This is a genomic window from Litorerythrobacter xanthomarinus, from assembly GCF_046254955.1.
Classification (GTDB): domain Bacteria; phylum Pseudomonadota; class Alphaproteobacteria; order Sphingomonadales; family Sphingomonadaceae; genus Qipengyuania_C.
The window spans coordinates 1-25138 of record NZ_JBJXRG010000001.1; the positions used below are offsets into that span (position 1 = coordinate 1).

The 25138-nt window shown below is 56.4% G+C and carries 22 protein-coding genes; 3 read left to right on the plus strand and 19 right to left on the minus strand.

What is annotated here, in order from left to right:
* The 19 genes from ACEWMW_RS00005 to ACEWMW_RS00095 form a co-directional block, all read right to left on the minus strand.
* Positions 1-2531: beta strand repeat-containing protein (locus tag ACEWMW_RS00005; RefSeq protein WP_409411828.1), on the minus strand; the 2531-nt coding region annotated here is incomplete at its 3' end.
* A 361-nt stretch (positions 2532-2892) separates the two neighbouring features.
* Complete coding sequence (locus ACEWMW_RS00010) at positions 2893-3351, minus strand: A24 family peptidase (RefSeq protein ID WP_409411829.1); 459 nt, start codon at positions 3349-3351, stop codon at positions 2893-2895.
* Positions 3348-4097 (minus strand): tetratricopeptide repeat protein, encoded by a 750-nt coding sequence (locus ACEWMW_RS00015; RefSeq protein ID WP_409411830.1) that lies wholly within the window; start codon positions 4095-4097, stop codon positions 3348-3350. The genes ACEWMW_RS00010 and ACEWMW_RS00015 overlap by 4 nt, the downstream gene beginning before the upstream one ends.
* 1 nt (position 4098) lies before the next feature.
* Entirely contained in the window at positions 4099-5070 is a 972-nt protein-coding gene (locus ACEWMW_RS00020; protein WP_409411831.1) for a type II secretion system F family protein, read from the minus strand.
* A 1-nt stretch (position 5071) separates the two neighbouring features.
* Positions 5072-6076, minus strand: coding sequence for a type II secretion system F family protein (locus ACEWMW_RS00025; RefSeq protein WP_409411832.1), 1005 nt, complete (start codon positions 6074-6076; stop codon positions 5072-5074).
* Positions 6077-6079: 3 nt separating this feature from the next.
* The gene (locus tag ACEWMW_RS00030) at positions 6080-7468 is read right to left on the minus strand and encodes a CpaF family protein (RefSeq protein WP_409411833.1); all 1389 of its coding nucleotides are present in this window, start codon (positions 7466-7468) and stop codon (positions 6080-6082) included.
* Complete coding sequence (locus tag ACEWMW_RS00035) at positions 7465-8673, minus strand: AAA family ATPase (protein ID WP_409411834.1); 1209 nt, start codon at positions 8671-8673, stop codon at positions 7465-7467. Before ACEWMW_RS00035 ends, ACEWMW_RS00030 begins: the two co-directional genes overlap by 4 nt.
* A gap of 5 nt (positions 8674-8678) precedes the next feature.
* The gene (locus ACEWMW_RS00040; RefSeq protein WP_409411835.1) at positions 8679-9323 is read right to left on the minus strand and encodes a TadE/TadG family type IV pilus assembly protein; all 645 of its coding nucleotides are present in this window, start codon (positions 9321-9323) and stop codon (positions 8679-8681) included.
* Positions 9320-9841, minus strand: coding sequence for a TadE/TadG family type IV pilus assembly protein (locus tag ACEWMW_RS00045; protein WP_409411836.1), 522 nt, complete (start codon positions 9839-9841; stop codon positions 9320-9322). Before ACEWMW_RS00045 ends, ACEWMW_RS00040 begins: the two co-directional genes overlap by 4 nt.
* A gap of 2 nt (positions 9842-9843) precedes the next feature.
* Positions 9844-11454, minus strand: coding sequence for a TadE/TadG family type IV pilus assembly protein (locus ACEWMW_RS00050; protein WP_409411837.1), 1611 nt, complete (start codon positions 11452-11454; stop codon positions 9844-9846).
* A gap of 29 nt (positions 11455-11483) precedes the next feature.
* Positions 11484-11792, minus strand: a complete 309-nt coding sequence (locus ACEWMW_RS00055) for a hypothetical protein (protein ID WP_409411838.1) — start codon at positions 11790-11792, stop codon at positions 11484-11486.
* Complete coding sequence (locus ACEWMW_RS00060; protein WP_409411839.1) at positions 11782-13173, minus strand: type II and III secretion system protein family protein; 1392 nt, start codon at positions 13171-13173, stop codon at positions 11782-11784. Before ACEWMW_RS00060 ends, ACEWMW_RS00055 begins: the two co-directional genes overlap by 11 nt.
* Positions 13174-13177: 4 nt before the next feature.
* Complete coding sequence (gene cpaB, locus ACEWMW_RS00065) at positions 13178-14071, minus strand: Flp pilus assembly protein CpaB (RefSeq protein ID WP_409411840.1); 894 nt, start codon at positions 14069-14071, stop codon at positions 13178-13180.
* Between the two features lie 80 nt (positions 14072-14151).
* Entirely contained in the window at positions 14152-14343 is a 192-nt protein-coding gene (locus tag ACEWMW_RS00070) for a Flp family type IVb pilin (protein WP_409411841.1), read from the minus strand.
* 382 nt (positions 14344-14725) lie between these two features.
* A complete protein-coding gene (locus ACEWMW_RS00075; RefSeq protein ID WP_409411842.1) occupies positions 14726-15781 on the minus strand; it encodes a phosphatase PAP2 family protein in 1056 nt (351 codons plus the stop codon).
* Entirely contained in the window at positions 15774-16565 is a 792-nt protein-coding gene (locus ACEWMW_RS00080; protein ID WP_409411843.1) for an SDR family NAD(P)-dependent oxidoreductase, read from the minus strand. Before ACEWMW_RS00080 ends, ACEWMW_RS00075 begins: the two co-directional genes overlap by 8 nt.
* A 13-nt stretch (positions 16566-16578) precedes the next feature.
* Positions 16579-17475: an HpcH/HpaI aldolase/citrate lyase family protein gene (locus ACEWMW_RS00085; RefSeq protein WP_409411844.1), complete on the minus strand. Its 897-nt coding sequence runs from the start codon at positions 17473-17475 to the stop codon at positions 16579-16581.
* 3 nt (positions 17476-17478) lie between these two features.
* Positions 17479-17934 carry a MaoC family dehydratase gene (locus tag ACEWMW_RS00090; RefSeq protein ID WP_409411845.1) on the minus strand — a complete coding sequence of 152 codons (456 nt, stop codon included), beginning with the start codon at positions 17932-17934 and terminating at the stop codon, positions 17479-17481.
* A gap of 94 nt (positions 17935-18028) precedes the next feature.
* The gene (locus ACEWMW_RS00095; protein WP_409411846.1) at positions 18029-18454 is read right to left on the minus strand and encodes a hypothetical protein; all 426 of its coding nucleotides are present in this window, start codon (positions 18452-18454) and stop codon (positions 18029-18031) included.
* A 112-nt stretch (positions 18455-18566) separates the two neighbouring features.
* Between ACEWMW_RS00095 and ACEWMW_RS00100 the strand changes: the two genes are divergently transcribed.
* From ACEWMW_RS00100 to ACEWMW_RS00110, 3 genes are all read left to right on the plus strand, one after another.
* Positions 18567-22136, plus strand: a complete 3570-nt coding sequence (locus ACEWMW_RS00100; protein ID WP_409411847.1) for a hydantoinase B/oxoprolinase family protein — start codon at positions 18567-18569, stop codon at positions 22134-22136.
* A 55-nt stretch (positions 22137-22191) separates the two neighbouring features.
* Positions 22192-22854 carry a GntR family transcriptional regulator gene (locus ACEWMW_RS00105; RefSeq protein WP_409411848.1) on the plus strand — a complete coding sequence of 221 codons (663 nt, stop codon included), beginning with the start codon at positions 22192-22194 and terminating at the stop codon, positions 22852-22854.
* A gap of 76 nt (positions 22855-22930) precedes the next feature.
* Positions 22931-25135, plus strand: a complete 2205-nt coding sequence (locus ACEWMW_RS00110) for a TonB-dependent receptor (RefSeq protein ID WP_409411849.1) — start codon at positions 22931-22933, stop codon at positions 25133-25135.
* The last annotated feature ends 3 nt before the right edge of the window (positions 25136-25138 follow it).

Sequence of the window (25138 nt, forward strand, 5' to 3'; positions counted from 1 at the left end):
ATCACATTGCCGGTGGCCGTGATCGGACCGCCTTCAGTCAGGCTGTCCGTGTCATTCACTGCCGTCGGAACATCGTCAACAATCTCGACGTCCAGAACCGCACTGTCGCTCGAGCCGTCCGTATCGTCAGCCGTCACGCTCAGCATGTTGACCAATGCCGCATCATCGAGGCCCGTGTGAGCCAACGTATTGTCGAGCAAGGTCGCGCTGTAGGTAAACGTTGCGCTCACAACAGGCGTCGTATCGTCGCCCGGGATCGCATAGACCGGAGTCCAGCCAGTGATCGTGACCGAGTATACGCCGTCATTGGCAACCTCGGTTGAACCCTGGAACACACCGTCGATAACCACGTCCACGCTGTTCACCTGGACATCGTCCAGACCATCGGGAGAGACAACCTCGAAGTTGCCGCCCTTGGTCAGCGGATCAGACTGGTCGGAACCCTGGTCATCGCCAGGATTGGCCAGATCGTCCTCGTCAAGCGATACTTCTGGCGCCTGACCGTCAAGACCGTTGATGGTCACATCGTCGTCTTCACCGTTCAACGAGATCGTCAGCGTCGCAGGGCTGGTATCACCATCCCCGTCAACCAGAACATAGTCGAACACTTCATCAGGCAGGCTCTCGCCGTCACCCAGCGTTGCCAGCGTGGCGATGCCGAACGGCGTCAGTGTATAGCTGTACTCACCATCCGCTCCCAGCGTCAGGTCGCCATATGTGCCGTTGAAGACACCCGGCGTCTGAACCTGCGCACCGTCTGCACCGACAGTGTCCGCGCCATTGTCGCCATTCGCCTCGGCATCCGTAATCACATTGCCGGTGGCCGTGATCGGACCGCCTTCAGTCAGGCTGTCCGTGTCATTCACTGCCGTCGGAACATCGTCGATGATATCAATAGTTATGTCGTCAGAGGCGGTATCGCCATCGACGTCGGTGACAGTCACCGTAAAGGTTGCCGAAGTATCGTCGCCGGCAGTATTGTCGTCGAGCGTATAGTTGTACTCAATTACATTCGCGTCAGGGTCGAAAGTGATGATCGTGAGCGTACCGCCTTCGATCGGGATCTCTTGGCCCGGTCCTGTAACCACAACACCATCGATCTCGATGACATTGGGATCGTCGCCATCCACCCAAGTAATAGTACCCGTAACTGTTTCGCTAGGATCACTGTTGTTGTTCGGATCGCCGTCCTGGCCCTCGCCAGAGCCAACCGGCTCATCGCCGTCGCGCGGAGGCAGGCCAGCTTCGTCGACTTCAGTGCCACCTTCAGGATCCGGAATGATCGAGATGGTGGTGGTGAGATTTTCAATGTCGATCGTGAGCGTAGTGCTCGGATCATCTCCATCGCCATCGGTCACAGTGTATGTGAATGTCTCAGTGACGCCGCCAGGAGTGCCGGCATCCCGAACGTAGCTGTAGCTACCATCGGCAAAGATGGTGAGTGTACCATAGTCGCCAGTGATCTGAGCGCTGCCTTCTGCCAGCTGAACAGTGCCGCCGGCATCGCTTGCGATAGCTGTAACTTCAGCGTCATCAGCGCCAACCTGGTCAGCACCTGCAGCGCCGCTGGTGGTGCCTTCGCCGGTCAGAACATTGCCAGTTTCCGGACCATAAGTGCCAGCAGCGACGGTATCTGTATCGGGTGCAAGCTGCGGCTCATCGTCAATGATTGTAACGTTGAGGGTCGCATCGGCAGTATCACCATCGGTATCGACAACGGTGGCGACGAAACTGTCGACTTCCGCATCATCGAGTGTGTTATCTTCCAGCGTGTAGCTGAAGCCGATTGTGCCAGAGGCGAGATCGATACTGGTGATCGTGAGAGTGCCGTATGTGCCGGCAAAGGTCTGTCCAACGCTGGTGATTTCCACCCCGTCGAGCGAGATCGAAGCCAGGCCATCAGGCGTACTGAAGATAATCGTCCCAGAAGTGGTTTCGACATTCGAAAGCTCATCAGTGCCTTCCGGTTCTTCGCCCCGCGCAGGCAAACCGGCTTCGTCAACTTCAGCGATTGCATTGTCGACGCCAGCTGGATTGTTAGGCGTTTCGATGACGATGTCGACAGGCTCGTCAGCGAGGTCAGGAATGATTTCCTCGTCTTCCGGCTCGGGGAAGGCGAGCTCCGTGTAAGGAAGAAGATTGCCCAGGTCGAAGGCAGGCTGGATCTCGCCTTCGTCACCGGCAAAATTACCGCCAGAGCTCTGCGGGTTCGCACCGGGAGTAGGACCTGCATCAGGCTGAGCACCAACGAGCAAGGCTGCAAGGTTCATCGGAGGAACCGCAACACCGTCAACCACGATCAGTGGAACATCGATAGCACCATCGGCAATACGATATACGACACCGTCTTCGCCTTCGATCAGCAGATCGCGGCCATCAGCACGAATGCTGTCCAGCGTCGCGTCCGCGGGCAGTACAACCACATTGTCCGCACCAGCAGAGAGCGTAACAACGTTAGCCCCGTTCCCGGAAGCGTTCTCTGCACCGGAATTGTCCTGCGCGAAGTTCTCGTTCGTGCCTTCATAGTTCATGTCGAACTCATCCCATCGTTCGGCTGCAGAACACCTGCAGCGGATTGCGAACACCACTATCGAGATCGAACAGAGCACCAGCGCCCTGTTCAGGCGATCTTGTTGATAGCGGCGACCGTTTTATCGGGACGAATTCAACTCAAACCGCGACTCGGTTGGCTCCCGTCCCTTTATGGATGACAGAAGAACAGGGAATCCGATTAGTTTCAAGGACATTTACCATAATCAACAACCATCAAGGGAAACCAGTGGTTTGAAAGCTCGAATCTCATTTTTGGCGGAATACTGCGGTTTTCGAGGGAACGTTAACTTTTCGCTAACCACGTTTCCCGGTTCAAAACCGTCCCGTGCTGAGACAGCTCTAGAAACGCAGTAACGTGATTGCCAATCCGAGAGCAATTGCCACCCCGTAGGGTAGTTGCATTCGGCGCAACTCGGCTGGGGCGTATCCGCTTCGGGCGACAAAGCGTCTACCCAAAACCATCACAATCAGGACCACTAGGCCAGAGAACGCGGTGACCGCAAACATTGCTAGGGCCTGATTCAATTGGAGCGCGAGTGCTCCCGCTGCATAGAACTTGGCGTCACCGCCTCCTATAGCCCCGATCGCAAACAGACCCATTCCAATCACCAATGCGATGACGCTGTGCAGAGCAGCCCAGCCTAGGCCAACAATTCCGAAAACTTGGAAACTGTACAAGGCACACACCAACGCAAGCAATGCGCAAAGCCAGTTGGGAATTCGCCTCTTGGCAATATCCCATGCAGCTCCGCCCGCTGCGATGGCCAAGATCGCAGCCAGCAAACCCTGCTCAATCATGCGCCGATGTAAACTCGAACCGGATACTGATTCTGACTGTCGGTTGAATTCGCGCGAGGCCTGAGACTACGCTTGAAATCGATTGTGACCGGATAGCCTCTCGACGTGGTCTCATCGTTAGACTCGACTCCCACCTCAACGTTTACCTCCGGTCGCGGAGCACTTTCCGCGCCATTCCGTGCGTTCATAGCGAACACTTCGGTCTTGGGGGCGGCATCAGATGCTGCAGAATGGGTGCGGATTGCCACTTGGCCCCGCGAAACGCGCTGGATCCGGCCCTGATCGACAACACGGGCCAGACGAGCAAGGCGCACCTCTTCCGCTTTCTTGGCGAGGCGTACCGCCTCTTCCTGACGCTTGGTCAAAAGATCATAGTCCCGCTGAAGGCGGATCATGTTGGCAGCAAAACGCGTATCAGAAGGTTCAAGCGACAGAGCCATCTTGAAATAGCGATCGGCAAGGTCATGCCGACCCAGCTTGGCATAGGCCACGCCCAGGCCGTTGCTTGCTTCGGCCATGCTCGAGGGATCACGTTGTGCCACGCGCAGCAACTCGACCGCTTGAGCAATCCTGCCCGCCTTGAGCAACTGCCGACCCTGATCGAGTGCCGGGTTAATTTGGTGCTCAGCTATTTGGGGCTGGCCAGCGGAATCTAGATGCGCCGTGCGCGGCCCGAATATTGCCTGACAAGCAGAGAGTGTAAGTCCCAAGGTCAAAGTCAACGCGATGGTGGATGTGGTTTTCATTTCAGCCCCCTCCTCCGAAAGCAGGTATCAGAACTCTTATCGTTCGTACAACTGCCGGTAGCATAAGAACACCGATCATTGTCGGTAACATGCAGACAACCAGCGGAATCGAGATCAGAACGGGAAGGCGGTGAGCCTTCTCTTCGGCACGCATGCGCCGCTTCTCGCGCATCTCCGATGAATATACTCTCAATGTTTGAGCGACACTGGTTCCCAGTCGATCAGACTGGATCAGCAGAGTTGCGAAGCTCTTTATCTCGTCGACACCGCTCGATTGCCCCATCTGTCGTAAAGCATCTTCTCGCGCGGCCCCGGCGCGCATCTGCAGTGTTGCCTGCGACAGCAGTTGTGCAACTAACGGATGCGAACCGACCATTTCGCGGCCTACGCGGTCGAGCGCAGCTTCCAGACCAAGGCCAGCTTCGACACATACCAGCAAGAGGTCGAGACAGTCGGGAAAGCCATTGATGATCTCTTCTCGGCGCCGGTCAGCTCGGGCAGTCACTAACAAGTTAGGGAAATAGAGCCCAACCACTCCGAGCAACAAACCCCACAACATGATTTGTGGTGTCGTTTGTTTGGTATTGCTCAAGCTTGCGATGAGAAAATAGATTGCCGGTAAGGCAATTACCGACACAAACCTGACCAATGTGAAAATTCGCGGGGCCGCTGGGGATGGAAATCCCGCTGCGATTAACTTGTTACGCAGCTTGTCGCCCTGTGTATCTGCCAGATTCAGACCCGATTTCTCAATGCGATCTGCAACTTTGGACCATGCGCTGTCCTTCTGCTCAGTCAGACGCTCGCGCTGAGCCATCGCGCCTGAGCCAGAGAGTTCCTTTAACTCGCTGCGCACGACCGCTCTCTGATTGACGCGCGATATTCCAAATGCCGCGATCCCCATTGCAAGAGCGAAAACCAGGGCCAGGAAAGCCAGACGGGCGACATCATTATTGGCGAAAAACTCGAGCATGTCAGACTTTCAAGTCGATCAAGCGGCGGATCATGTAAATCCCGAACAAGTACCAAGCGATCAAGAGCGGGAATCCGATGAAGAATATCGGATCAAGAGCGACGTCGAGATAAAAAGGTGGATTCATCATGAATAGCATAACGAAGAGTACGATTGGAAGAACGCCAAGGATCCACCCGGTCATTCGTCCTTCAGAACTAAGGGCGCGGACTTTCATGTAGAGGCTGGCTCGCTCTCGGATCACATCAGAGAGGTTCTCAAGAATTTCAGCAAGATTACCGCCGGTTTCATTCTGAAGGGACAAGGACACCACGAACATCCGAATATCGTCCATATCCCAGCGCTCTGCCATAGACTGGAGTGCCGCCGTGAGATCTGCGCCGTAAGAAACCTCATCTGCGACGAGACCAAACTGTGAGCCGATCGGATCTTCCATCTCCTCGGTCAGAAGCTCGATCGCAGCCGAAACTGGATGTCCTGATCGAAGTGCGCGCACAAAAATGTCGAGCGCGACCGGGAACTGATCTTGCATCCGCTTGCGTCGGCGGTGAGCCAAGAAACTTAATATAAACAACGGGATGCCAATTGAGAAAGCGGCCGCAACAGCAAGCACCAATTGCATTACCCCAAATGAAAGCGGGAAATTGGCCAAAGAGGCAAATAGTGCAATCAGGATTGTTAGTACGAGAAAGACAACCGCCATACCCAACATGACCTGACCCGGCCCAAACGGCACGTCGGCCATCATAAGCATCTGGCGAAATTTTCTGTTGAGACCAACGAAGAATCCTTCACCCTGCACATCGCGCAAAGGATCGTTGCGTCGCAATTCTGCGATCACATCCTCTCGCTTCGTACCCTGCCGGATCATCCTCAGGCGTTTGTTGATCGCGTTCAGGTGAACAGTTGTGTCAGCCGTAGCCCGAAAGACAACTTGAAGCAGGAGAAAGACCGACGCGAATACCGCCAGCAGAAGAAATACTCTTACGATATCATTGTCGAGCATATGTTAACCCAGATTGACCTGCGGACGGAATATGTCGCCTGGCAACTCGATACCATGATCTGCAGCCACAGTAAGGAATTTCGGTCGGATTCCCGTAGCTTCATGCTGTCCAAGCACCTCGCCATTCTCGCCGCGCCCCATCATCTTGAAGCGAAATATCTCTTGCATGGAAACCGTGTCGCCTTCCATGCCTGTGAGCTCAGACAGGCTGACCATGCGGCGGCGCCCATCGGCGAGGCGAGCAACCTGTATTACCACATTGACAGCTGATGCCAGCTGGGCACGTGCCGAGGTTGAGGACATTTCGATCCCGCTCATTCCGATCATCTGTTCGACACGGGAAAGCGAATCGCGCGGGGTGTTGGCATGCACGGTTGTCATCGAACCATCATGGCCCGTGTTCATTGCCTGCAACATGTCGAACGCCTCGCCGGCGCGAACTTCGCCAACGATGATGCGATCAGGACGCATACGCAGCGCGTTCTTGACGAGGTCACGCTGTGTAACTTCGCCCTTGCCTTCGATATTCGGAGGACGTGTTTCCAAGCGCGCAACATGCTCTTGCTGCAGTTGAAGTTCAGCCGAGTCCTCAATTGTGACGATGCGCTCGTTCTCATCGATAAAGGAAGAAAGAGCATTGAGCATTGTCGTCTTGCCTGAGCCAGTACCCCCGGAAATCAGAACGTTCCGACGCGACTTCACGATTGCCTGAAGAACCTCAGCGACAACTTCGGGCATGCTCCCGAGTTCAATCAGGCGCTCGATACTAATCGGGCGCTTCGAAAACTTGCGAATGGAAAGTAGGGAACCATCGATTGCAAGCGGCGCCACGATCGCGTTGACACGCGAACCATCTGCCAGGCGGGCGTCGACGAAAGGCGAGGATTCATCAACCCGCCTGCCGACAGCGCTGACGATCTTCTGAATGATGCGCAGAAGGTGCTTTTCGTCCTGGAACTGCGTACCGGTTCGTTCGAGCAATCCGTTACGTTCAACGAACACCATCTGATGACCATTGACGAGTATGTCGGTGACCGAGTCATCTTTCAGGAGAGGCTCGAGCGGCCCCAGGCCCAAAAGCTCGTCTAAGACTTCGGTTACAAGCTGAGAGCGCTCGCGCGCGTTGAGCGCCGCATCCTCCTCAACAAGAATTTCGGCAACCAGATCGCCAACTTCCTCGCGGATTTGCTCGGCAGAAAGTTTATCGAGCAGCGATAGATTGATGCGGTCGATGAGCTTACGATGTGTGCTGACCTTAAGCTCGAGCATGCGCCGATCTTCGGCTGAAAGCGGCTCGTGCAGGTGGACAGGCTGTTTCTCCAGCGCAGTCTCTTCAAGCGCTTCGATCTCGTTCTCGGCCTCATCGATGCGTTTCTTCACCTGCCAGATCATGACAATCGCTCCTGCCCGCAACGACCCGCGACAATGTCAGCCAGCTTAACTACATCGTTGGCAAATTTGCTTTTACGCTGGATTTGACGGGCAAACTGCCCTTGATCCTGAGCGGTGATGAGCAGCTCATTCTCACGCGTCATCCCAATAAGCACATCAAGATTGAGCGTTTTCGCGACATCGTCGAGCCCAATAGTTCGGAAAAGCTTTTTCTCCACCCGATTGACCACCACAGAAATACGCTTCGGATCGACTCCGAAAGATCGGAACAGCTCGATCCGACGCTTGGCCTGGCGCAGGCTGGCAATGTTGAGCTCCACAACCATCAGGATTTCGTCAGCGGCCAGAACGGTCGATAGGTTCCAGCTTGTCCAGTTTGATGGCATATCAAGCACGACATAGTCATACTCGCGTTTTGCGATGTCTATTACCTTGAGGAGATAATCGGTTTCAATTGTCTCGAGCGGCACGATTTCGTCAGGGGCTGCGATGACATCTAAATGAGGGCTCTTTTCCAGCGCGATTGCGCGTAGGAAGGAAGCATCCATTCGATCGCCTGCAACCAGCAAGTCATGCAGTGTGCGACGAGGCGAAAGTCCGATTGCGGACGCTGCAGCACCGTATTGCACATCCAGATCGATCAGGCATGCACCACGCTCTGAGCTTTTCTCACGCCCCAGCTCGTCTGCGAGGTGCGTAGCGATAGTCGTTGCACCGCTTCCGCCGACAGCGCGTACGACCGCTATAACCGGCGCTTCCTTGACGGGTTTCCTCGATGCACGCGCTTCGTCCTCGGCGGCCGAAATCGAAGCCTGAAGAATTTCGTCGGGCGCAAATGGCAGGGAGACTACATCAGCAACTCCCTGCTTGATGAGTGTGCGAATTAGCGACACATCAGCATTGGCCAGCGCAGCAATACGCGGCAAATTGGGCGCCTTGCGCGCGATCACTTCGATGCGATCTAGCGAGGCACGAACCGCAGGATCGACTTCAATGACGATACAGCTTGCACGTTCAAGAATCCCGTCCGGAAGGGGTGCTTCGAGGTCGAGTGCCGTTAGAGAAAGTTCTCCTCGCTCCTCGTCGCTCAGATTTGCAACAAGGCGATCAATGTGCGGCTGCGAACCGACAATTGTCAGCCGTTCAGGAAAACGAAGCTGTGTTCGCTCCTGCTTTTCAATCGGATATTGTTGCTCGCCCATCATATTCCTCAATTCGAAAAATCGCCATCACCGTCTTCCATCGTCAGCGAGTACGCCGAGTCTGGGATTCCGATGGTGCCTCCAAAAAGCAGGAGAGTGAGTGGCTGAAACTGCATATTTTGCAAGGACACTGTTGTAAGTGGTGCCACATCGGGACCATTCGGATCACCAGAATATCCCAGACCTGACCAATCGTAGTCGATCCGGACGTTATCCGATTGGATCGCCGGGTAAATTTGCCGCATCCGTCCGACAAGACGATTCCAATCCTCTTGTGCGGCAGTGTCAACAGCTACCGAGAAATTACATGTACCACCGGGCTTGCATGTACAGGATGCCACGCCGCCAGATGATGTGCATGTCACGCCTGGGAAATCCGCAAGCTCAACAACTTCGCCCTGTGGAGTGATCCCATTTATGGCGTAGCTGTAATTCTCGAGACTGTCCGCAGCATCGCCCCCAGGAATGATATCGGTAACCACCGCCCAACGTGCACCGGTCTGCGTGGCTTTCGCAGCGCGATTGAAATCCCAAGCGTAGCGACCAGCGTCTATAGAGCCGAGCAGGAAAATAAGGAAAAGTGGTAATACGAGCGCGAACTCCGCCGCACCAGCCGCACGAGAATCTCGAATGAAAGATAAGATACGATTCATAGGCCCATCACCGCTGCTTGGGAATCAGCCTTCAAACTCAGACTTGAGGTATCAAATCCAATGACTCCAAAGAGTGGCATGTACGGGACATTAGCCGAGACAGTCACAATCGGTGCACCACCACTGATATCTGTATAGAGGCCCGTGTTTGTCGCGCCATTACATGTGTAAGTCACCGTAACTTCGCTATTGTCCCAACCAGGAATGGTAGGGTTGTCAGCGCCAATGACCGTTGGATTGTCACCAGAAGGGTAGCCGGAACGTGTAAGATTCTCGATCGAGGTCTCAAGTGCCGTATCTGAGAGGGTTGTGCCCCCGCCACAGACAAACTTTGAAAAGGGCTGGCGTGCCGCATAGCGTGCACCATCGCGCACCCCTTTAACGACCTTGTGCTCGTTATAAAGAAAATAGCCACCCTCAAACATGCCGAACAAAATTACGACCATAAGAGGCAGGAGCAGCGCTAGTTCGGCAGCTGCCGCGCCTTTACGACATTCAAGAAATTCGCGACTAATCATCGCTATTCCACCAAATAGGGCACATCGCGGCGCACATTTTGCACCCCACCGCCGCCGTCGTCTCCAACCGTGGATGGTCCGACGACTTCCATATATACGACGTCTTGATCTCTTCCGTTTGCCCTCTCGGTTGTATCGTCAACAATCGGTTCAACGAGGAACATTTCGACCCACTCGTCAATTTCGATTATGACACTGCCACTTGGGTTTATATCCTCGCAATTCGAGACAATCGCGACAGTCAGTAGCCTCCTGTCTATATCTCCGGTGCTCGCTGGCTGGCAAACGGGAGCCGGGCGCTGTCCATTTGCAGGACTTGGGTTCGCAGGGCTTCCCCCCGTCCCAAACAGCCCCTGTTCCCAGAGATATGTTTGATACCTGGTCCAGTTTTGCGCACCCAATGCAGAAGGGGTGGTACCATGGTTCAACCCAAAGTAGTCTCCCCGCGCCCAGTTGCCCGGTCCAAACTTTGATTCAGGATCCTCATCCAAGCCTGTAAGGCCAGTCAAAGAATTGCATGCCGTATTGTAACTGTTGTAGTGGCAAAGATCACGGGTCAGTCCAATCGCATCGAGTAAGCCATCAGCATCGTGCAACGTGTCGACTGTTTCTGTACCTACGTCTCTCGCAGCAGGTGAAAATCTATTAGTGGGCAATTTCCAACCGCTATTACCTATTTTGCATGCATTGTTGCCATTAAAGTTTGTATTCGTATTGACGAGGTCTTTGGTCGTATTGGGCGCAGGAGGACATAGCCCACCAAGACATGGGCCGAGTGTAGTCCCTGCTCCGGACGAAAAGTCGTAAATATCAAATCGAGTATTAATCGCGCGAAACAAATCTTGAGCATTGCCCGGCTCAACTGTGGTCCCATCTATTGGAGAACAATCCAGATTGGCATCCCCATAAGCGAGCGCTCTTACAAGGTCTGCCGTCTGGCCACTACCAACCTCGAGAAAACCAAACGAACCAGGTGCCCAACTTGCACCGCCATGGCCTGTGGCCTTTACACCCCAACCAACCCGGTTTTCAGCGAGGAAAGGCGCGCCCGGCGTAGGGCTGCAGATCATCAATGGCGGGACCTTGCAAATCGATGAGCCTAGACCGGCCATCGCGGCGGCATCGACATTGCCGGAATTCAGTGCCCCGACCACCGGAGTGAAGGCGTACTCGGCGATTCGCGCGTCCACCCTTACTTCTATGAATCCCGCCGTTTCGTCAGTAGTCGCCGGGGTTGTTTTTGCCTTGTCTTGCCAGAATATGACACCGGTCGTGCCGGTGCACGTATCGTCAGCGACCGCGATCACATTGCCACTGTTGATCTGAACGCTACGCTCGCCGATGTCGTTGGCGAGCAAGGTTTCATTATTCAGCAGCGCAATCGCCGCATTGGTCGCGCGGGCGCACGCACCATCTTCTTTGTCTAACTGCGTTGCACCAGCCAGTGCAGCCTGATCGGCGCCGTTCTGGAGTTCGCTGTCCATCCCCGCCAATCGGGCGTAGTCAAATGCAACTCCGGCAATGGCGACAAGAGCTGTGAGGGAAAGAGCATAGGTCGCGGCGACAGCACCGCTATCGTTCTTGCGAAGCTCGCTAGTTACCCTTTGCTTCATTGTGTCCGTCCATTGTTCAGGCGGCGGCCTTAGTTTCGTCCGCCTCCGCCACTTCCACTTCCACTTCCGCCTCCAGCAGTAATTCCCTGCCGTTCGGGCTGCTTCACGGCGTCGTTGCGATAGCGTTCAATCGCATCGGCGGCTTGCTCACCGCTGGTCTCCGGCACCAGAGTATCATACTCCGGATCGGGATCGATGACCTGCGCCATCATCGTCTGTTTGACCGATTCACCCATCTCGTATTGGACAAAATCGCCAGTCTCGGGATCAATAGCGCAGCCGCCTAGCAACAGCGATCCTCCGGCAATCACCATGATACGCTTGCGATCAATATTCATAATCGTCTCCATCACTCACGATTGCCGCGCTATTTGTATCGGGCGCCGGTTCTTTCATCTCATGCGTTCTTCCGTTCAGGAACAACTCGAGCTCGTTCATGTCCTTGACCGCATCGGTCGGGAGACGAACCTGCTCAGGCTTGATTGGCGCAACCAAACGCGGTGTTACCACGATGAGCAATTCCGTCTCACCCTTCTGGAACTGGGTTGAACGAAACAAGCTGCCGATAATCGGAAGCGATCCCAACAGAGGAACCTGGCTGACCGAAGTGCTCATGTCCTGCTGGATGAGGCCCGCGATCGCAAAGCTTTCTCCATCCCTGAGTTCGAGCGTAGTACTGGCCCGGCGGGTCTGAACACCGGGAATACTGAACCCGCCCAGAGCGACCGAAGCGTTACTATCAATCGAACTAACCTCGGGCTCCACGACAAGATTGATGACCTTGTCACCCAGAACCGTTGGGGTGAAACCCAAGCTGACACCGAAGGGCTTGAACTGGACGGAAATAGCGTCGCTATCGCCATTCTGAACAACAGGAATGGGAAACTCACCGCCCGCCAGGAATGATGCCGTCTGGCCCGATAAAGCAATTAGGGTCGGGTTTGCCAAGGTCTTGGCAAATCCTTTTGCTTCAAGAGCTTCGACATAAGCATCGATTGTAAGCCCTAACAGACCTATGCCAGTGCGACCCGCAACGCCGAAGCTGTTGTTGATCTCATCGAGATTGAGGCCGTCTACTACCGGGAACGCGGCATTGGCTTGTGCGCCGGGGCCGATCACCGTTCCGAAGTTACCGCTGTCGTTTCCGCCCAAAAGCCGGAAACCCAACTCCTTGCCGGCAGACTTGTTGATTTCCGCGAACTTCACCTCGAGCATGACCTGCTGGCTTGCCCCAAGCGAAATGAGGTTCACCACATCATCACCGGCGTAGGTCCCAGCCAATTGCATAGCTCGATCGATCGCGCCTGGATCCGAAACCAATCCTGTCAGCACCATCGAGCCACCGGAAATGTGCGCTTCGATCTGTTGGCCAGGGATGAGCATCACAACCTGGTCGCGGAAGCCCTCTACGTCAGGACCAACAGCGATATCCATGATCGTGAGCACGCGCCCGGTGGAATCGTAAAGCGTCAGGCTGGTTGTCCCGAAAGACTTGCCCAGCACATAAATTGATCGATCGGTAACCGGAAGGATGTCGGCGATATCGGCATTGCCGATCATTGCACGGGCAATCGCCCTGTCTGTACTGACGATCTGGCTCTTATTGAGTGGCACCTCCAGAGTACCCGCATGCAGCGAGCGCCCTTCACTTTGCGCCAAGGTTGGTGCTGCCACCGCGAGCGGTGCGCAAGCTGCCAGCATGATTGCTGCGTGTCGCATTAACTTACCTGCGGCCATAACGCTTCACCCTATAATCTGTACCATCCACTCCGCGCACAACCGTCATGGTTGGACCGCGATATGCCGGGGCGGCGACCGAACCAGTGGATCCTGTTCCGCCCGAAGCTGCTGCCGGCTGCGGATTGTTGCGCGCTGGGACGTAGAAACCTGAACCGGCGATCTCACGCCCGGTCACCATTGTCGTAGCCCCCGTTGTCTGATCTTCGATGTTGCGCAGCGTTAGGCTCAGCGATCCAAGCCGCGCTGCAAGGATTAGTTTCTGCGCATCATATGGCGAAACGAGGACAGTCGCCGCATTGACGACCTTGGGGGATGTGTCCTTTTCGTTTGACCGCTGGTCGATCGCAAGAACTTGAACACTTTCAAGGATCACCGCGTTGACCACGTCTGCGCTCGTGGCACCTTCGCCTTGCATCTGCCGCGTTAAGATAACATCGACAACATCACCTGGAACGACGAACCCGCCGACCCCGGTAATTTCATTTACCCGAATAGTCATGGCGCGCATATCTTCAGGGATGTTGGCGGATATAGCTGCCCTGCCATCAGTACCGGAAACACGCTCAGCCAGAATAGGCTCGCCGACAAGAATTGGCCTGAGTGCCACACGGGTACCGTTCAAGACGCTTTCCGTGTTGTTAAACGCTCCGGGGGGAACAGACCGCGATGGCCAATCGACCAGCCGAATATTCTCCTGCGTAAGCGGAGCACCGAATTCCATAGGCTGTGAAGCTACAACTACTTTGGCCAAAGGCGTTTCCGCCGCTAACCTCTCTTGCTGCTCCTCAACACCGGAAAACCAGGTATTGACAATAAAAACGGCGACCAACCCAAATAGGGCCGCCGCCGCGAGAACAATTATATTCCGTCTGTTCACGAATACCCCCCCGTGAAACCCGCCTCGACTAAAAAGGCCCGCCCTTCATATCGAAGGACGGGCCCTTTGTCAGCAAAGACTTAGAAGTTGCAAGAAGCACTGGTTCCGTTGTCGATGCAGGTTGCTGCGGCGCTCATGGCCGAACCGATCGAAGCGCCGAGGGTGATGGCGCCGAGAACGATTGCAACGCCGATGATCACCAGGATCAGAGCGTATTCTGCTGCCGAAGCACCAGATTCGTTAGCGGCGAATTTCTTGAAGAAGTTTTTCATGACACATATCCCTAAAGTTAGTTTGCTCCCACAATTGAGAGCGATGATTAGTTTTGTTGTTCAAACACAGGCTCCGGCATCTATTTCCGGCTAGCCATTTTCCATGGAGCTTCTTAACGGATTGCGTGTCTTTTCAGACGCTTAAACCCTGTGCGACCCGCAACCGGTTAAGTTGCTGCTGCCCCTTTGGATGACTAGATAATCGCCATTAACCCCCGATTGGTCAACGATCCATAAACCAATACTCGATTATCTTTGGAAATCAGGTATTTAAAGGCCTAGAATCTTGATTTTTCTTGGTTAATGAGTGAGCGTTGCTTTGCCAAGCCTATGGGAATCGATTGAAACTCCCCATGGAGTCGGGCGGCCATAACATAGCGCGCTAGTTCAGTGATTCGGATACCGCTCCGCGATCGAGCCATCGGGCCATTCTTCCGCAAGCCCACCAGATGAACAAAACCAGTGGAATGGCTGCCAATCCATCGAGCAAATAGTGCCAACCAAGATGGACCGACCCGATCAAAATTATACCAAAATATGCACTTGCGGTGAGTCTTATCAGCAACAGTCGTGTTTGATTGATTACGACGAGCATCGTCAGGAAGGCGATGGCGACATGCAGGGACGGCATTGCAGAGATGCCGGAGCCGAAGGCATCGGTCCCCCTACTCGCCAGCAAATATCCCATGGCGGTGAAGGAGTGGAGCTGTTCGGTGTCGTTGAGCGCTCCCAATCGCTCCATCAGCGGGGCAAACCGACGATCGCCAGTGAGCTCCTCCAAAAAGCACGGACCCACAGACGAAAGTAGGGTCGCCATCACCCCACCGAGGAGAATCCAGATTAGTTGGTACGTCAATATTGCCTGGACCTGGAAACGACGGTTCATCGTTACAACGAGCCATACCAGCAAGGAGATATTGACGAGATGCCAAAGCCCGTAAAGCAGATCGACTTGCCTCGTCGACCATTCTCCCAGGAAGGAATGCGTGATCTGCCAGGCGTCTACTCCCAAGATCGCATACTCAAGACTGATGATTGCCTCGTCCGCGTAGAATGGCATGATTTGCGGTATCGTCTGCTTCATTGTGCTCGAAAACTGCAGTGTTTGTGGGATTGCCAACATCGCCAGCACACTGCTCGCAATCCAGCCTTTGTACCGAGCGAGATCCAGTCGCAATTGCCGAAGCGGTTCAGGATGGAGCCGTGCGACTAAAAAGAGTGGCCTCATGATCGTTGCCAAAACGATCAATACGAGTGATACATAGATATAAAGGGGTGAACCCTCACTAGTTTCAAGCCGATAAATCGAGCGATACACTGATATCCCGAAGGTCGAGATGATCGCGATAAGGGCTATCACAATATAGCCCCACAATAGCGAGGGTTGGCGCAGCGGGGCACCGACAACATCGGACAATCTGCCCACGGTCTTATCCACGCAGGAACATTTGCGCGCTTTGGCCATCATCGACCTTGATGATCGCACCCGTCACGCATTCGCTCGCGGGCGAAACCAGATAGAGAAGCGTGGAATCGAGCTGTGCCGGCACGGGGATCCGTTGCCTCACGACATTCTCGCTCTGGTCGCCGATCCGCTCAAACATGCCATCGGTCATCTCGGTGACGAACATTCCGGGCGCAATCGCATTCACGTTGATGCCGGCATATGCCCATTCCACCGCTAGCGTTTCGGTCATGCGCGCAATGGCGGTCTTGGTCACGGCATAGAGGGCCGCCCCACCTCCCCTATAACTATAATGAGCTGTCGAGGAGATATTGACGATATTGCCTGGCTTCTTGGCCGCGATCAGTCGCTTGGCGACTTCGGTCGCGAGCAACCACGGCGCTCGCAGGTTCACGCCTAACACCTGGTCGACCAGCTCGACCGACATCTTGTGTGCGCGCTGGGCGTCGGGGATACCGGCATTGTTGACCAAGATATCGATCGTCCCGAATGCCGCATGGCCAGCGTCGATCGCTGCGAAGATCGAATTCGTATCGGTCGCATCCATTTGGGCGGCCAGCGCCTCGCCGCCGTCCGCCTTGATCTCGTCAGCCAGCGTTTCCAAGCGCTCAAGCCTTCTTGCGCACAGCACCACCTTGCAGCCCTGCGCCGCCAGCACGCGAGCAAAGCGCTCGCCAAATCCGGAGGACGCTCCCGTTACCAAGGCGACACGTCCCGAGAGATCATGCGATACATGTGGTAATGCGAAATCGGTCAAAGCGGCTTTCCTCTCAAACTATTCCATAGGCATCGGCAAGCGCCATGATCCGTTCCGCCTGCTTTAGGTGGGGAATGTCGAGCATCTTGCCATCCAGTCCAACAGTTCCGGCACCGGGATTGTTTGCGAATGCTGCGATCACTTCCCTTGCGTGCGCCACATCATCGAGAGAAGGTGAATAGGCTTGATTGATCACGGCAACCTGTGCCGGATGAATGGCGAGACGCCCCGAGAATCCTTCGCTGCGCGATAGTTCCGATTCCGCTTTCAGGCCCTCGAGGTCACGGAAATCGGCATAAAGTGTATCGATCGCCTGTGCTTCTGCAGCGTGCGCCGCCAGCAACGTGAGCGAGCGAACCATGCGAAACGTCTCGTGCCATTGGCCATCGGGTAGCCGGTTCCCGCTCGCACCAATTGCGGTGGCCAGATCCTCTGCGCCCCAGGTCAGTCCAACCAGCCGGTCCAATCCGGCATCGGCAAACTCGCCCAGATGAAATGGCGCGCGCGCCGTCTCAGTCGCTACCGGGATGATGCCCGTCAAACCTGGTTGAATACCGTGCTCGCGCTCCAGCGCGTCCAGCATGTCGGAGATCTGGCGCACGCAACCGGGTCCATCGGTCTTTGGCTGGACGATCCCGTCAGGACGCCCCGCCATCACCGCAGCAAGATCACTTTTGGTCATTCCCGTATCAAGCGGGTTGACCCGAACCCAGTATTGCATGGCGCGATGTTCCGGGACCGTTTGCGTCAGCGTTTCAAACACAAGCTCGCGCGCGGCGGATTTGTTTTCCGGCGCAACCGCATCCTCGAGATCGAAAATCACCACATCGGCGCCGCAATCGGGTGCCTTGGCGATCTTCTTCTCGCTGTCCCCAGGGATAAACAGCAATGACCGGATAGGTCGATCCATCGGTCAGCCTTTCGGGCGCTTGTGCTGGAGGCCGGAGCGCTTGCAACTCGCTACAAGATCGCCGTGCTGGTTGTAGGCGCGATGGGCGAAGGTGACGATGCCTGCCTCGGGACGCGATTTGGACTCTCGCAACTCTATCACTTCGGTTTCGATGCGCAGCGTATCGCCGACAAACAAGGGCTTGGGAAAGCGCACTTCATCCCAGCCAAGATTGGCAATCGCAGTGCCCAATGTGGTGTCGCCAACCGAAACGCCAACCATCAGGCCCAGCGTGAAACAGGAGTTGACCAGCACCTGTCCGTAGTCACTGTCCTTCATGTATTCGGCATCAAGATGAAGCTGTGCGGGATTGTGCGTCATCGTGGTGAAGAGGAGATTGTCCGTTTCGGTCACGGTCCGCCGGATCGCGTGATCGAACACCTGCCCCACTTCGAGTTCGTCAAACCAGACCCCCGCCATGCGTCCTCCCCGCGATTAGTAGCGCGCCCGCCTTCTCAAGCACAACGTGACGCGTCAACAGCAATAAGAAAGAATTGGGCAGATTAGCCGACGATTAGCCAGGGCTGTCATTGCCTCCGCCGCCGCCGCCAGAGCCTGCGATTAGGCCAGTCACACCCAGCGCCCCTACAACACCGCCGATAAGCGCAGCGTTCCCTGGCATTGCCGCGTCCGCTGCAACAACGGCCGGGCAGGCACGGTCATGCCAGGCAAGCCAATCATCCCAATTGTAACGTGTTCCATCAGCAACGTCGCGGTAGGTGGGTCCGACATATCGCCATGTGTCCGGCGTGTTACCCGCTTCGAGCCAGGCGCGGTATTCCGGAACGATCCGCGTGCAATCCCATGCCCGGGGCGGATCGAGCGCATTGGCTTCATCGGAGGGGATCACCCGTTCCTGCGCCAAGGCGGTGGCAGAAAGAACCAATGCAACGGTTAGTGCAGGAAGAATGCGAAGCTTGCGAAAATATTCTGACTTCATGGCGTGCGACCTGTCCCTTTGTATGCACCGTATACTGCAATCCTCGTCCAAACGAAAGCCGCGCGGGCCATGAGCAATTGTTCTCGTCAGCGATTGGATTATGAGCCGGGTCATGAGAAGCACACAGGCATGGCGGTTTGCAATCGATCGCGGCGGCACTTTCACTGACGTTGTCGCGACGACTCCTGCTGGGAAGCTTGTTACGGAGAAGCTGCTGTCCGAAGATCCTGGGCGCTACGAGGATGCGGCAAGCGAGGCGGTGAGGCGGCTCCTGGCACAGCACGGCCAAGGTCCTATTGCGGAGATCCGCCTTGGGACAACTGTTGCCACCAATGCCTTGCTTGAGCGCAAGGGAGAGCGACTGGCACTGGTCACAACGCGCGGGTTTGCCGATGCATTGCGAATCGGAAACCAGGCGCGGCCCGAGATATTTGCGCGTCACATCATCCTGCCCGAGCAATTGCCCGCCACAGTGATCGAGATTGACGAGCGCCTTGATGCCGCAGGCGAAGTTCTGGTTCCTTTAGATCGAGACACTGCGAAATCACTCTTACAGACGATCCGCGATGAGGGCATCGATTCACTCGCGATTGTCCTTGTGCACGGCTGGCTTAACCCCGCGCATGAACAGGCATTGCTCGAGTTAGCCCGAGAGATCGGGTTTTCGCAGATAAGCGCCAGCCATGAAGTGTCTCCGCTGATCAAGCTTGTACCGCGCGGCGATACCACGGTGGTGGATGCCTATCTCTCGCCTGTGCTTGATCGTTATATCGCGGATCTCAGGTCCAACCTTCCACCGCATGACAAGCTCACCTTCATGCAATCGAATGGCGGCCTTGCCGATTCCGCAGCATTCCGGGGCAAGGACGCAATCCTTTCCGGGCCTGCAGGCGGCGTGGTCGGAATGGTGCATGCAGCAAGAGGACTGGGAGAAAAGCGCCTCATCGGCTTCGACATGGGCGGCACCAGTACCGATGTCGCGCATTATGCAGGTAGCTACGAACTAACCGACGAAGGCGTGATCGCCGGAGTGCGTGTTGCCGCTCCATCCATGAAAATCCACACCGTGGCCGCTGGTGGCGGATCGATTTGCTCTTTTGACGGGTCACGCTTTAGAGTTGGGCCCGAAAGCGCAGGGGCAAGCCCGGGCCCGGCATGCTATGGCAGAGGCGGGCCGCTCACGGTTACCGACTGCAATCTATTCCTCGGCCGGATCGATCCCGCATTCTTTCCGCACGTGTTTGGCGACGATGGCCTGCGGTCGCTCGACCCCTTGGCAGCGGAAGCGAGGCTTTCTGAGATCGCGCAAGAGCTGTCCAATCCGATTTCGCTTACGGATATCGCAAGCGGATTTCTGGAGATCGCGGTCAACAATATGGCCAACGCCATCCGCAAAATCAGTGTGGCGCGCGGCCATGATGTCACGCGATACGCCCTTGTAAGTTTTGGCGGCGCGGGCGGGCAGCATGCAGCGCGTGTTGCCGACGAGATCGGTATCAACCGGGTGCTGGTACCGCCGCTGGCAAGCCTGCTATCAGCGCAAGGCATTGGACTTGCGCCCCTCAAGGCGATCCGGGAACGCAGCCTGTTACGCTCGTTAAAGGATGGCTTTGGTGCCGAACTGGACGAACTATCTCGCGCAGCCAGCGAAAGCTTACTTGGCCAGGGAGTTCCGGCCGAGCGCGTCGAGCTGATCCGCCGAGCCAGGTTGCGCTTTTCCGGAAGTGACAGCACACTGACGATCGATTGCGACTCCTTCGAGCACATGGACGCTGCCTTCCGCGAGCAACATCGCCGCAGCTTCGGTTATAGCGAAGGCGAGGCCGAGATCATCGTTGATGCCTTAAGTGTCGAGGCCAACGGGAAGGTCGGAGGCTTAGACGATATCGCGCCCGTCCCCCTGTCGGTGACCGGGAAACCAAGCGGAAGTTGGCGGACTTTTATTCGCGCGGATATGGGCCATGGCGATGCGATCGAGGGCCCGTGCCTGATCGTCGATCCCGGCTCGACCACAGTGGTTGAAGACGGTTGGCAAGCCGAGCTGGCAGATGAAGGTTCGCTGGTGCTGACACGATGCACACCCCGCCCCGCCCGCTTGGCCTCGGGAACCGAAGTCGATCCGATCCAGCTTGAGATCTTCAACAACCGCTTCATGGTCATTGCCGAAGAAATGGGGCTGATCCTCCAATCGACGGCGACCTCGGTCAACATCAAGGAGCGGCTCGACTTCTCCTGCGCGATTTTTGACGCGAGCGGTGCGCTAATCGCCAATGCACCGCACATACCGGTGCACCTCGGCAGTATGGGGGATTCGATCCGAAGGATAATCGAGGCGCGGGGCTGCGACGAGAATCAAACGCCAAGGGACGGTCGTGGTATCTTGCGCGGCGACGCCTATGTCCTCAACGATCCCTATCATGGAGGCACGCACCTGCCCGACATTACGGTGATAGTGCCGGTGTTCTACAATGACGTTAGCCAACTACCCGACGCATTTGTCGCAGCGCGCGGGCACCATGCCGATATCGGTGGGATTGCGCCGGGCTCGATGCCGCCCGAGAGCCGCACTATCGACGAAGAGGGCGTCCTGCTCGACAACCTTCTGCTCGCCGACGAGGGACGATTTTGCGAGGCGGAACTTCGCGGGGCCTTTTCCGCGGGAGAATTGCCCGCCCGCAATATTGATCGCAACCTGTCAGACCTGCGCGCCCAGCTAGCCGCCTGCACCAGAGGTGCCGAATTGCTGGCATCCACCGCAGGCGAATACGGGCGCGAAACCGTTGCCGCCTATATGGGGCACGTTCTCGACAACGCCGAAAAAGCCGTCCGCCGCTTGATCGGCACGCTGGAGGGTGGCGCCTTCACATATCCGATGGACAATGGCGCGCAGGTACAGGTCGCGATCAAAGTCGACCGCGACAATCGTAGCGCGGTGTTCGATTTCACCGGCACCAGCGCGCAGCTGTCCGACAACTTCAACGCCCCGCGTTCGATCGCCAGAGCTGCCTCCCTCTATGTCCTGCGCACGCTAATCGACGATGCCGTTCCACTGAACGATGGCTGCCTTCGTCCCGTTGAACTTGTTATCCCGGAAGCGTCAATGCTCTCGCCGACCCACCCTGCGGCAGTCGTGGCAGGCAATGTCGAGACCAGCCAAGTCGTCACTGACGCGTTATTTGCCGCCACCGGACGCCTTGCCTGCGCCCAAGGGACAATGAACAATTTCACCTTCGGCAATGAAAGCCATCAGTACTACGAGACTATTGCGGGTGGGTCCGGCGCGGGACCCGATCACCCCGGAACCAGCGCTGTCCAGACGCATATGACCAACAGCCGGCTGACAGACCCTGAAATCCTCGAAACACGCCTCCCCGTCAGAGTGGAGAGATTTGCCATCCGCAAGGGATCAGGTGGTGACGGAAAACACCGGGGCGGCGACGGGGTCGAGCGTGTTATCACCTTCCTAGAGCCCATGCGCGCAAATATCCTTGCCAACCGGCGTGAGCATCCACCGCGCGGCATCGCCGGTGGTAGCGATGCAATGCCGGGAGCAAACTGGATCGAGCGAGTTGATGGCAACCGGCAAGACTTGCCAGCTTGCGGGTCCTCCCAAATGCAACCCGGCGATCGCTTCGTCATATTGACCCCGGGCGGAGGGGGTTTTGGTCGGGAGTCAGATTAAGCGTAGCAAGTCCAGCTTGCACAATTCGCAAGTTTGACGATAGGACCTAGCCTGCATGATCTCGTCCGACCACAGCTACAATGAAATCCGCAGGCAGATCCTCGAAGGCGAGCTCAAGCCAGGAGCGCCGCTGAAAGAGCGCGACCTTTGCGCGCAAATGGGAATCAGTCGCACCCCGATCCGCGAGGCCTTGCGCCGATTGGTCGCAGACGGACTTGCAGAGATGCAACCACGACGCTCGATTGTGGTCTCAAGCTACAGCGCCAAGGAACTTGCCGAGATTTTTGAACTCGGTTCGATACTTGAAACACATGTTGCGGGCCTGGCTGCCGAGAAAGCAACGCCCGAAGACGTCGAGAACCTTCGGCTCATGCTGCAAGAAATGCAGGAGCTTCTCGACAATGAGCCGAGCGATGTGGCCGCCGCCTATGCCAGGTTCGATCAGCAATTCCATGATGGTATCGCCAAAGCTGCGCGGAACGATCGAATTGCGCAGATGCTGCGCCAGACCGTGAGTCTGAGATGGCTCGCTTCGCTCATGCGCCGCTATTCAAAGGATGATTTCCAGCGTTCGCTTTCGCACCACAAGCAAATTGTCGACGCGATCGCCGCTCGTGACCCTTCTGGCGCAAGAGAAGAAATGGCAACGCACGTTGGATCGGGTCGCGACATCGGGATTGACCAGTTCGAAGAGGACGCCGCGCTACCAGGGGCGTAAATGTTTGGTATACCAAATATTGACTTGGTATACCAAAGGGCGGTAATGGGTCCCCGAATTCGGGAGGATCCAAATCATGGCAACCAGTATTTTACGTTCGCTCAGCCTTGGTGTCTCCGCCATGGCAGTATGCACGGCTATGCCCGCGGTGGCGCAAGAGGCCGCACCGGAAGACACACTCGGTGAGATCGTTGTCACAGCGCAAAAGCGGGCTGACAACCTGCAGGACGTCCCGATCGCAATCACTGCAATCTCGGGCGAAGACCTCGCCAAGTACGAGCAAGCGACAATCGAATCGATTGCTCAGGAAACGCCCGGCCTTTCCTTCTCTCGCGCCGGCGGACAAAACTTTATCTACCTGCGCGGCATTGGATCTGACATCCAAGGCTCTGCCAGTGACCCCAGCGTCGCACTCAATATCGATGGCGCTTATGTTGGCCGTTTCGAACTCGGTTCGACCCAATTCTTCGACCTTGAGAGGGTCGAGGTACTGCGCGGCCCGCAGGGTACGCTATATGGCCGCAACGCGACCGGCGGCGTGATCAACATGATCTCACGTGGACCCGGCGATGAATTCGACGCCCGCCTGCGGCTTTCCTATTCGAGTTGGGACCGCAAGGAAATCGAAGCTGCCGTGGGCGGCCCGCTTGATGACGATGGCATCTTCGGCGCCCGGCTCGCCGTGCGTTGGTCGAAAGACAATGGCTTTACCGATGACCTCGATCCCGCGGGGACCAACGACATAGACGACCAAGATGTATTGGGTGTTCGCGGTACGGTCACATTTGCCCCTGGGCCGAATGTCGACATCAAGGTTGTGGTTGACCATACCCGCATGGAGAGCGGCAACACCTCGATCCGTCCGCTCGACAACCTCGGCCTCGCCGAGACGCTCGGCGCAGCGCCGACCGAGTTCGGCGAGACCCGCAATGATCTGCCCACTTTCGACGAATGGGACACGACCGGCGTTGTCGCACAACTCGATGTCGATCTGGGCGGCAACCTGTCGCTTACCTCGATAACCGCCAACCGCACCTTCGACCAGGAATTCCTGTTCAATACGGACGGCACCGAGGTCGACATCACCCGCACGCAATTCATTCGCGACTACAAGTCGTTCACACAGGAGTTGCGGCTTAACTACAACAGCGAAGCGCTGCGCGCCGTGGTGGGCGCATTCTATCTGGAAGAGGACAACAACGGGGTTCTCGGCCTGCCGCGTATTGGCGGGGTGCCCTCACCCCGCAGCTTTATCCTTCCCGCAATGACGGAAACCGAATCCTACGCGCTTTTCGCCGATGCGACGCTGGCGATCACGCCACAATTCAGCATCATCGCCGGGATCCGCTACAGCGAGGACAAGAAAGACGACCTCACCGGCTTTGCAATCATCCCCAATGCCGACGGCCTTTTTGGCGGCGGTTCCTACAATCCGGTTGCAACCCGCGACGTAGAACAAAAATGGGATGCCTGGACACCGCGCTTCGGCATCGAGTTTGAGCCGAATGAAGATATACTCGTTTATGCCACCGCATCACGCGGATTTAAATCAGGCGGCCTCAATTCTTACGATCTCAACGCTCCGTTCGATCCGGAATTCGTCTGGTCCTATGAGGCTGGCGTCAAAAGCGAGCTGATGGGCGGGCGCATGCGTCTGAATGGTTCGGTCTTCCACTATGACTATTCGGACCTGCAGGTCTCGACTTTCATCAACGGATTTACCGTCGTCACCAATGCAGCGTCGGCCAAGATCAACGGCTTCGAGCTGGAAAGCACTGTCCGTGCCGCGCCCGGCCTGACGCTGGTGGGAAGCGTGGGTTATCTCGATGCGGAGTATGAGGACTTTCTCTCGCCCTTCGGCCGCACGCCGACAGGCGATACCAATGTGGTTGATGTCTCGGGCAACCAGCTGCGCAATGCGCCTGAATGGAAGCTCGTGGGCGGCGCCGACTACGAGGGCGACCTCGGAACTAACATGGTGGTGTTCGCATCAGCGCGGGCCACGCATACAAGCCGGACCTTTTTCAGCCAGTTCAACGAGGACGTCGCCTCGAACGGCGCGCTGACATTGGTCGATGCACGTCTTGGGGTGGGCTCGGACGATGGTCGCTGGCAAGTCGCCGTCTTCGGCAAGAACCTCACCGGCGAGGATTACTTCGCTAACGTTGTGCGCTTCACGTCGACATCGGACCCGGCCAAGGATACGCTGGGTATCGGCAATGCGCTGGGCTATCCTGCGCAGGGCCGGCAGATCGGGATCCAGGCCATCTTCGATTTCTGAGCG

Excerpts from the sequence above, each read along its gene's own strand:
- ACEWMW_RS00010 (WP_409411829.1), bottom strand. The coding sequence starts at position 3,351 with ATGATTGAGCAGGGTTTGCTGGCTGCGATCTTGGCCATCGCAGCGGGC.
- ACEWMW_RS00015 (WP_409411830.1), bottom strand. The coding sequence starts at position 4,097 with ATGAAAACCACATCCACCATCGCGTTGACTTTGACCTTGGGACTTACA.
- ACEWMW_RS00020 (WP_409411831.1), bottom strand. The coding sequence starts at position 5,070 with ATGCTCGAGTTTTTCGCCAATAATGATGTCGCCCGTCTGGCTTTCCTG.
- ACEWMW_RS00025 (WP_409411832.1), bottom strand. The coding sequence starts at position 6,076 with ATGCTCGACAATGATATCGTAAGAGTATTTCTTCTGCTGGCGGTATTC.
- ACEWMW_RS00030 (WP_409411833.1), bottom strand. The coding sequence starts at position 7,468 with ATGATCTGGCAGGTGAAGAAACGCATCGATGAGGCCGAGAACGAGATC.
- ACEWMW_RS00035 (WP_409411834.1), bottom strand. The coding sequence starts at position 8,673 with ATGATGGGCGAGCAACAATATCCGATTGAAAAGCAGGAGCGAACACAG.
- ACEWMW_RS00040 (WP_409411835.1), bottom strand. The coding sequence starts at position 9,323 with ATGAATCGTATCTTATCTTTCATTCGAGATTCTCGTGCGGCTGGTGCG.
- ACEWMW_RS00045 (WP_409411836.1), bottom strand. The coding sequence starts at position 9,841 with ATGATTAGTCGCGAATTTCTTGAATGTCGTAAAGGCGCGGCAGCTGCC.
- ACEWMW_RS00050 (WP_409411837.1), bottom strand. The coding sequence starts at position 11,454 with ATGAAGCAAAGGGTAACTAGCGAGCTTCGCAAGAACGATAGCGGTGCT.
- ACEWMW_RS00055 (WP_409411838.1), bottom strand. The coding sequence starts at position 11,792 with ATGAATATTGATCGCAAGCGTATCATGGTGATTGCCGGAGGATCGCTG.
- ACEWMW_RS00060 (WP_409411839.1), bottom strand. The coding sequence starts at position 13,173 with ATGCGACACGCAGCAATCATGCTGGCAGCTTGCGCACCGCTCGCGGTG.
- ACEWMW_RS00070 (WP_409411841.1), bottom strand. The coding sequence starts at position 14,343 with ATGAAAAACTTCTTCAAGAAATTCGCCGCTAACGAATCTGGTGCTTCG.
- ACEWMW_RS00085 (WP_409411844.1), bottom strand. The coding sequence starts at position 17,475 with ATGGATCGACCTATCCGGTCATTGCTGTTTATCCCTGGGGACAGCGAG.
- ACEWMW_RS00090 (WP_409411845.1), bottom strand. The coding sequence starts at position 17,934 with ATGGCGGGGGTCTGGTTTGACGAACTCGAAGTGGGGCAGGTGTTCGAT.
- ACEWMW_RS00095 (WP_409411846.1), bottom strand. The coding sequence starts at position 18,454 with ATGAAGTCAGAATATTTTCGCAAGCTTCGCATTCTTCCTGCACTAACC.
- ACEWMW_RS00100 (WP_409411847.1), top strand. The coding sequence starts at position 18,567 with ATGAGAAGCACACAGGCATGGCGGTTTGCAATCGATCGCGGCGGCACT.
- ACEWMW_RS00105 (WP_409411848.1), top strand. The coding sequence starts at position 22,192 with ATGATCTCGTCCGACCACAGCTACAATGAAATCCGCAGGCAGATCCTC.
- ACEWMW_RS00110 (WP_409411849.1), top strand. The coding sequence starts at position 22,931 with ATGGCAACCAGTATTTTACGTTCGCTCAGCCTTGGTGTCTCCGCCATG.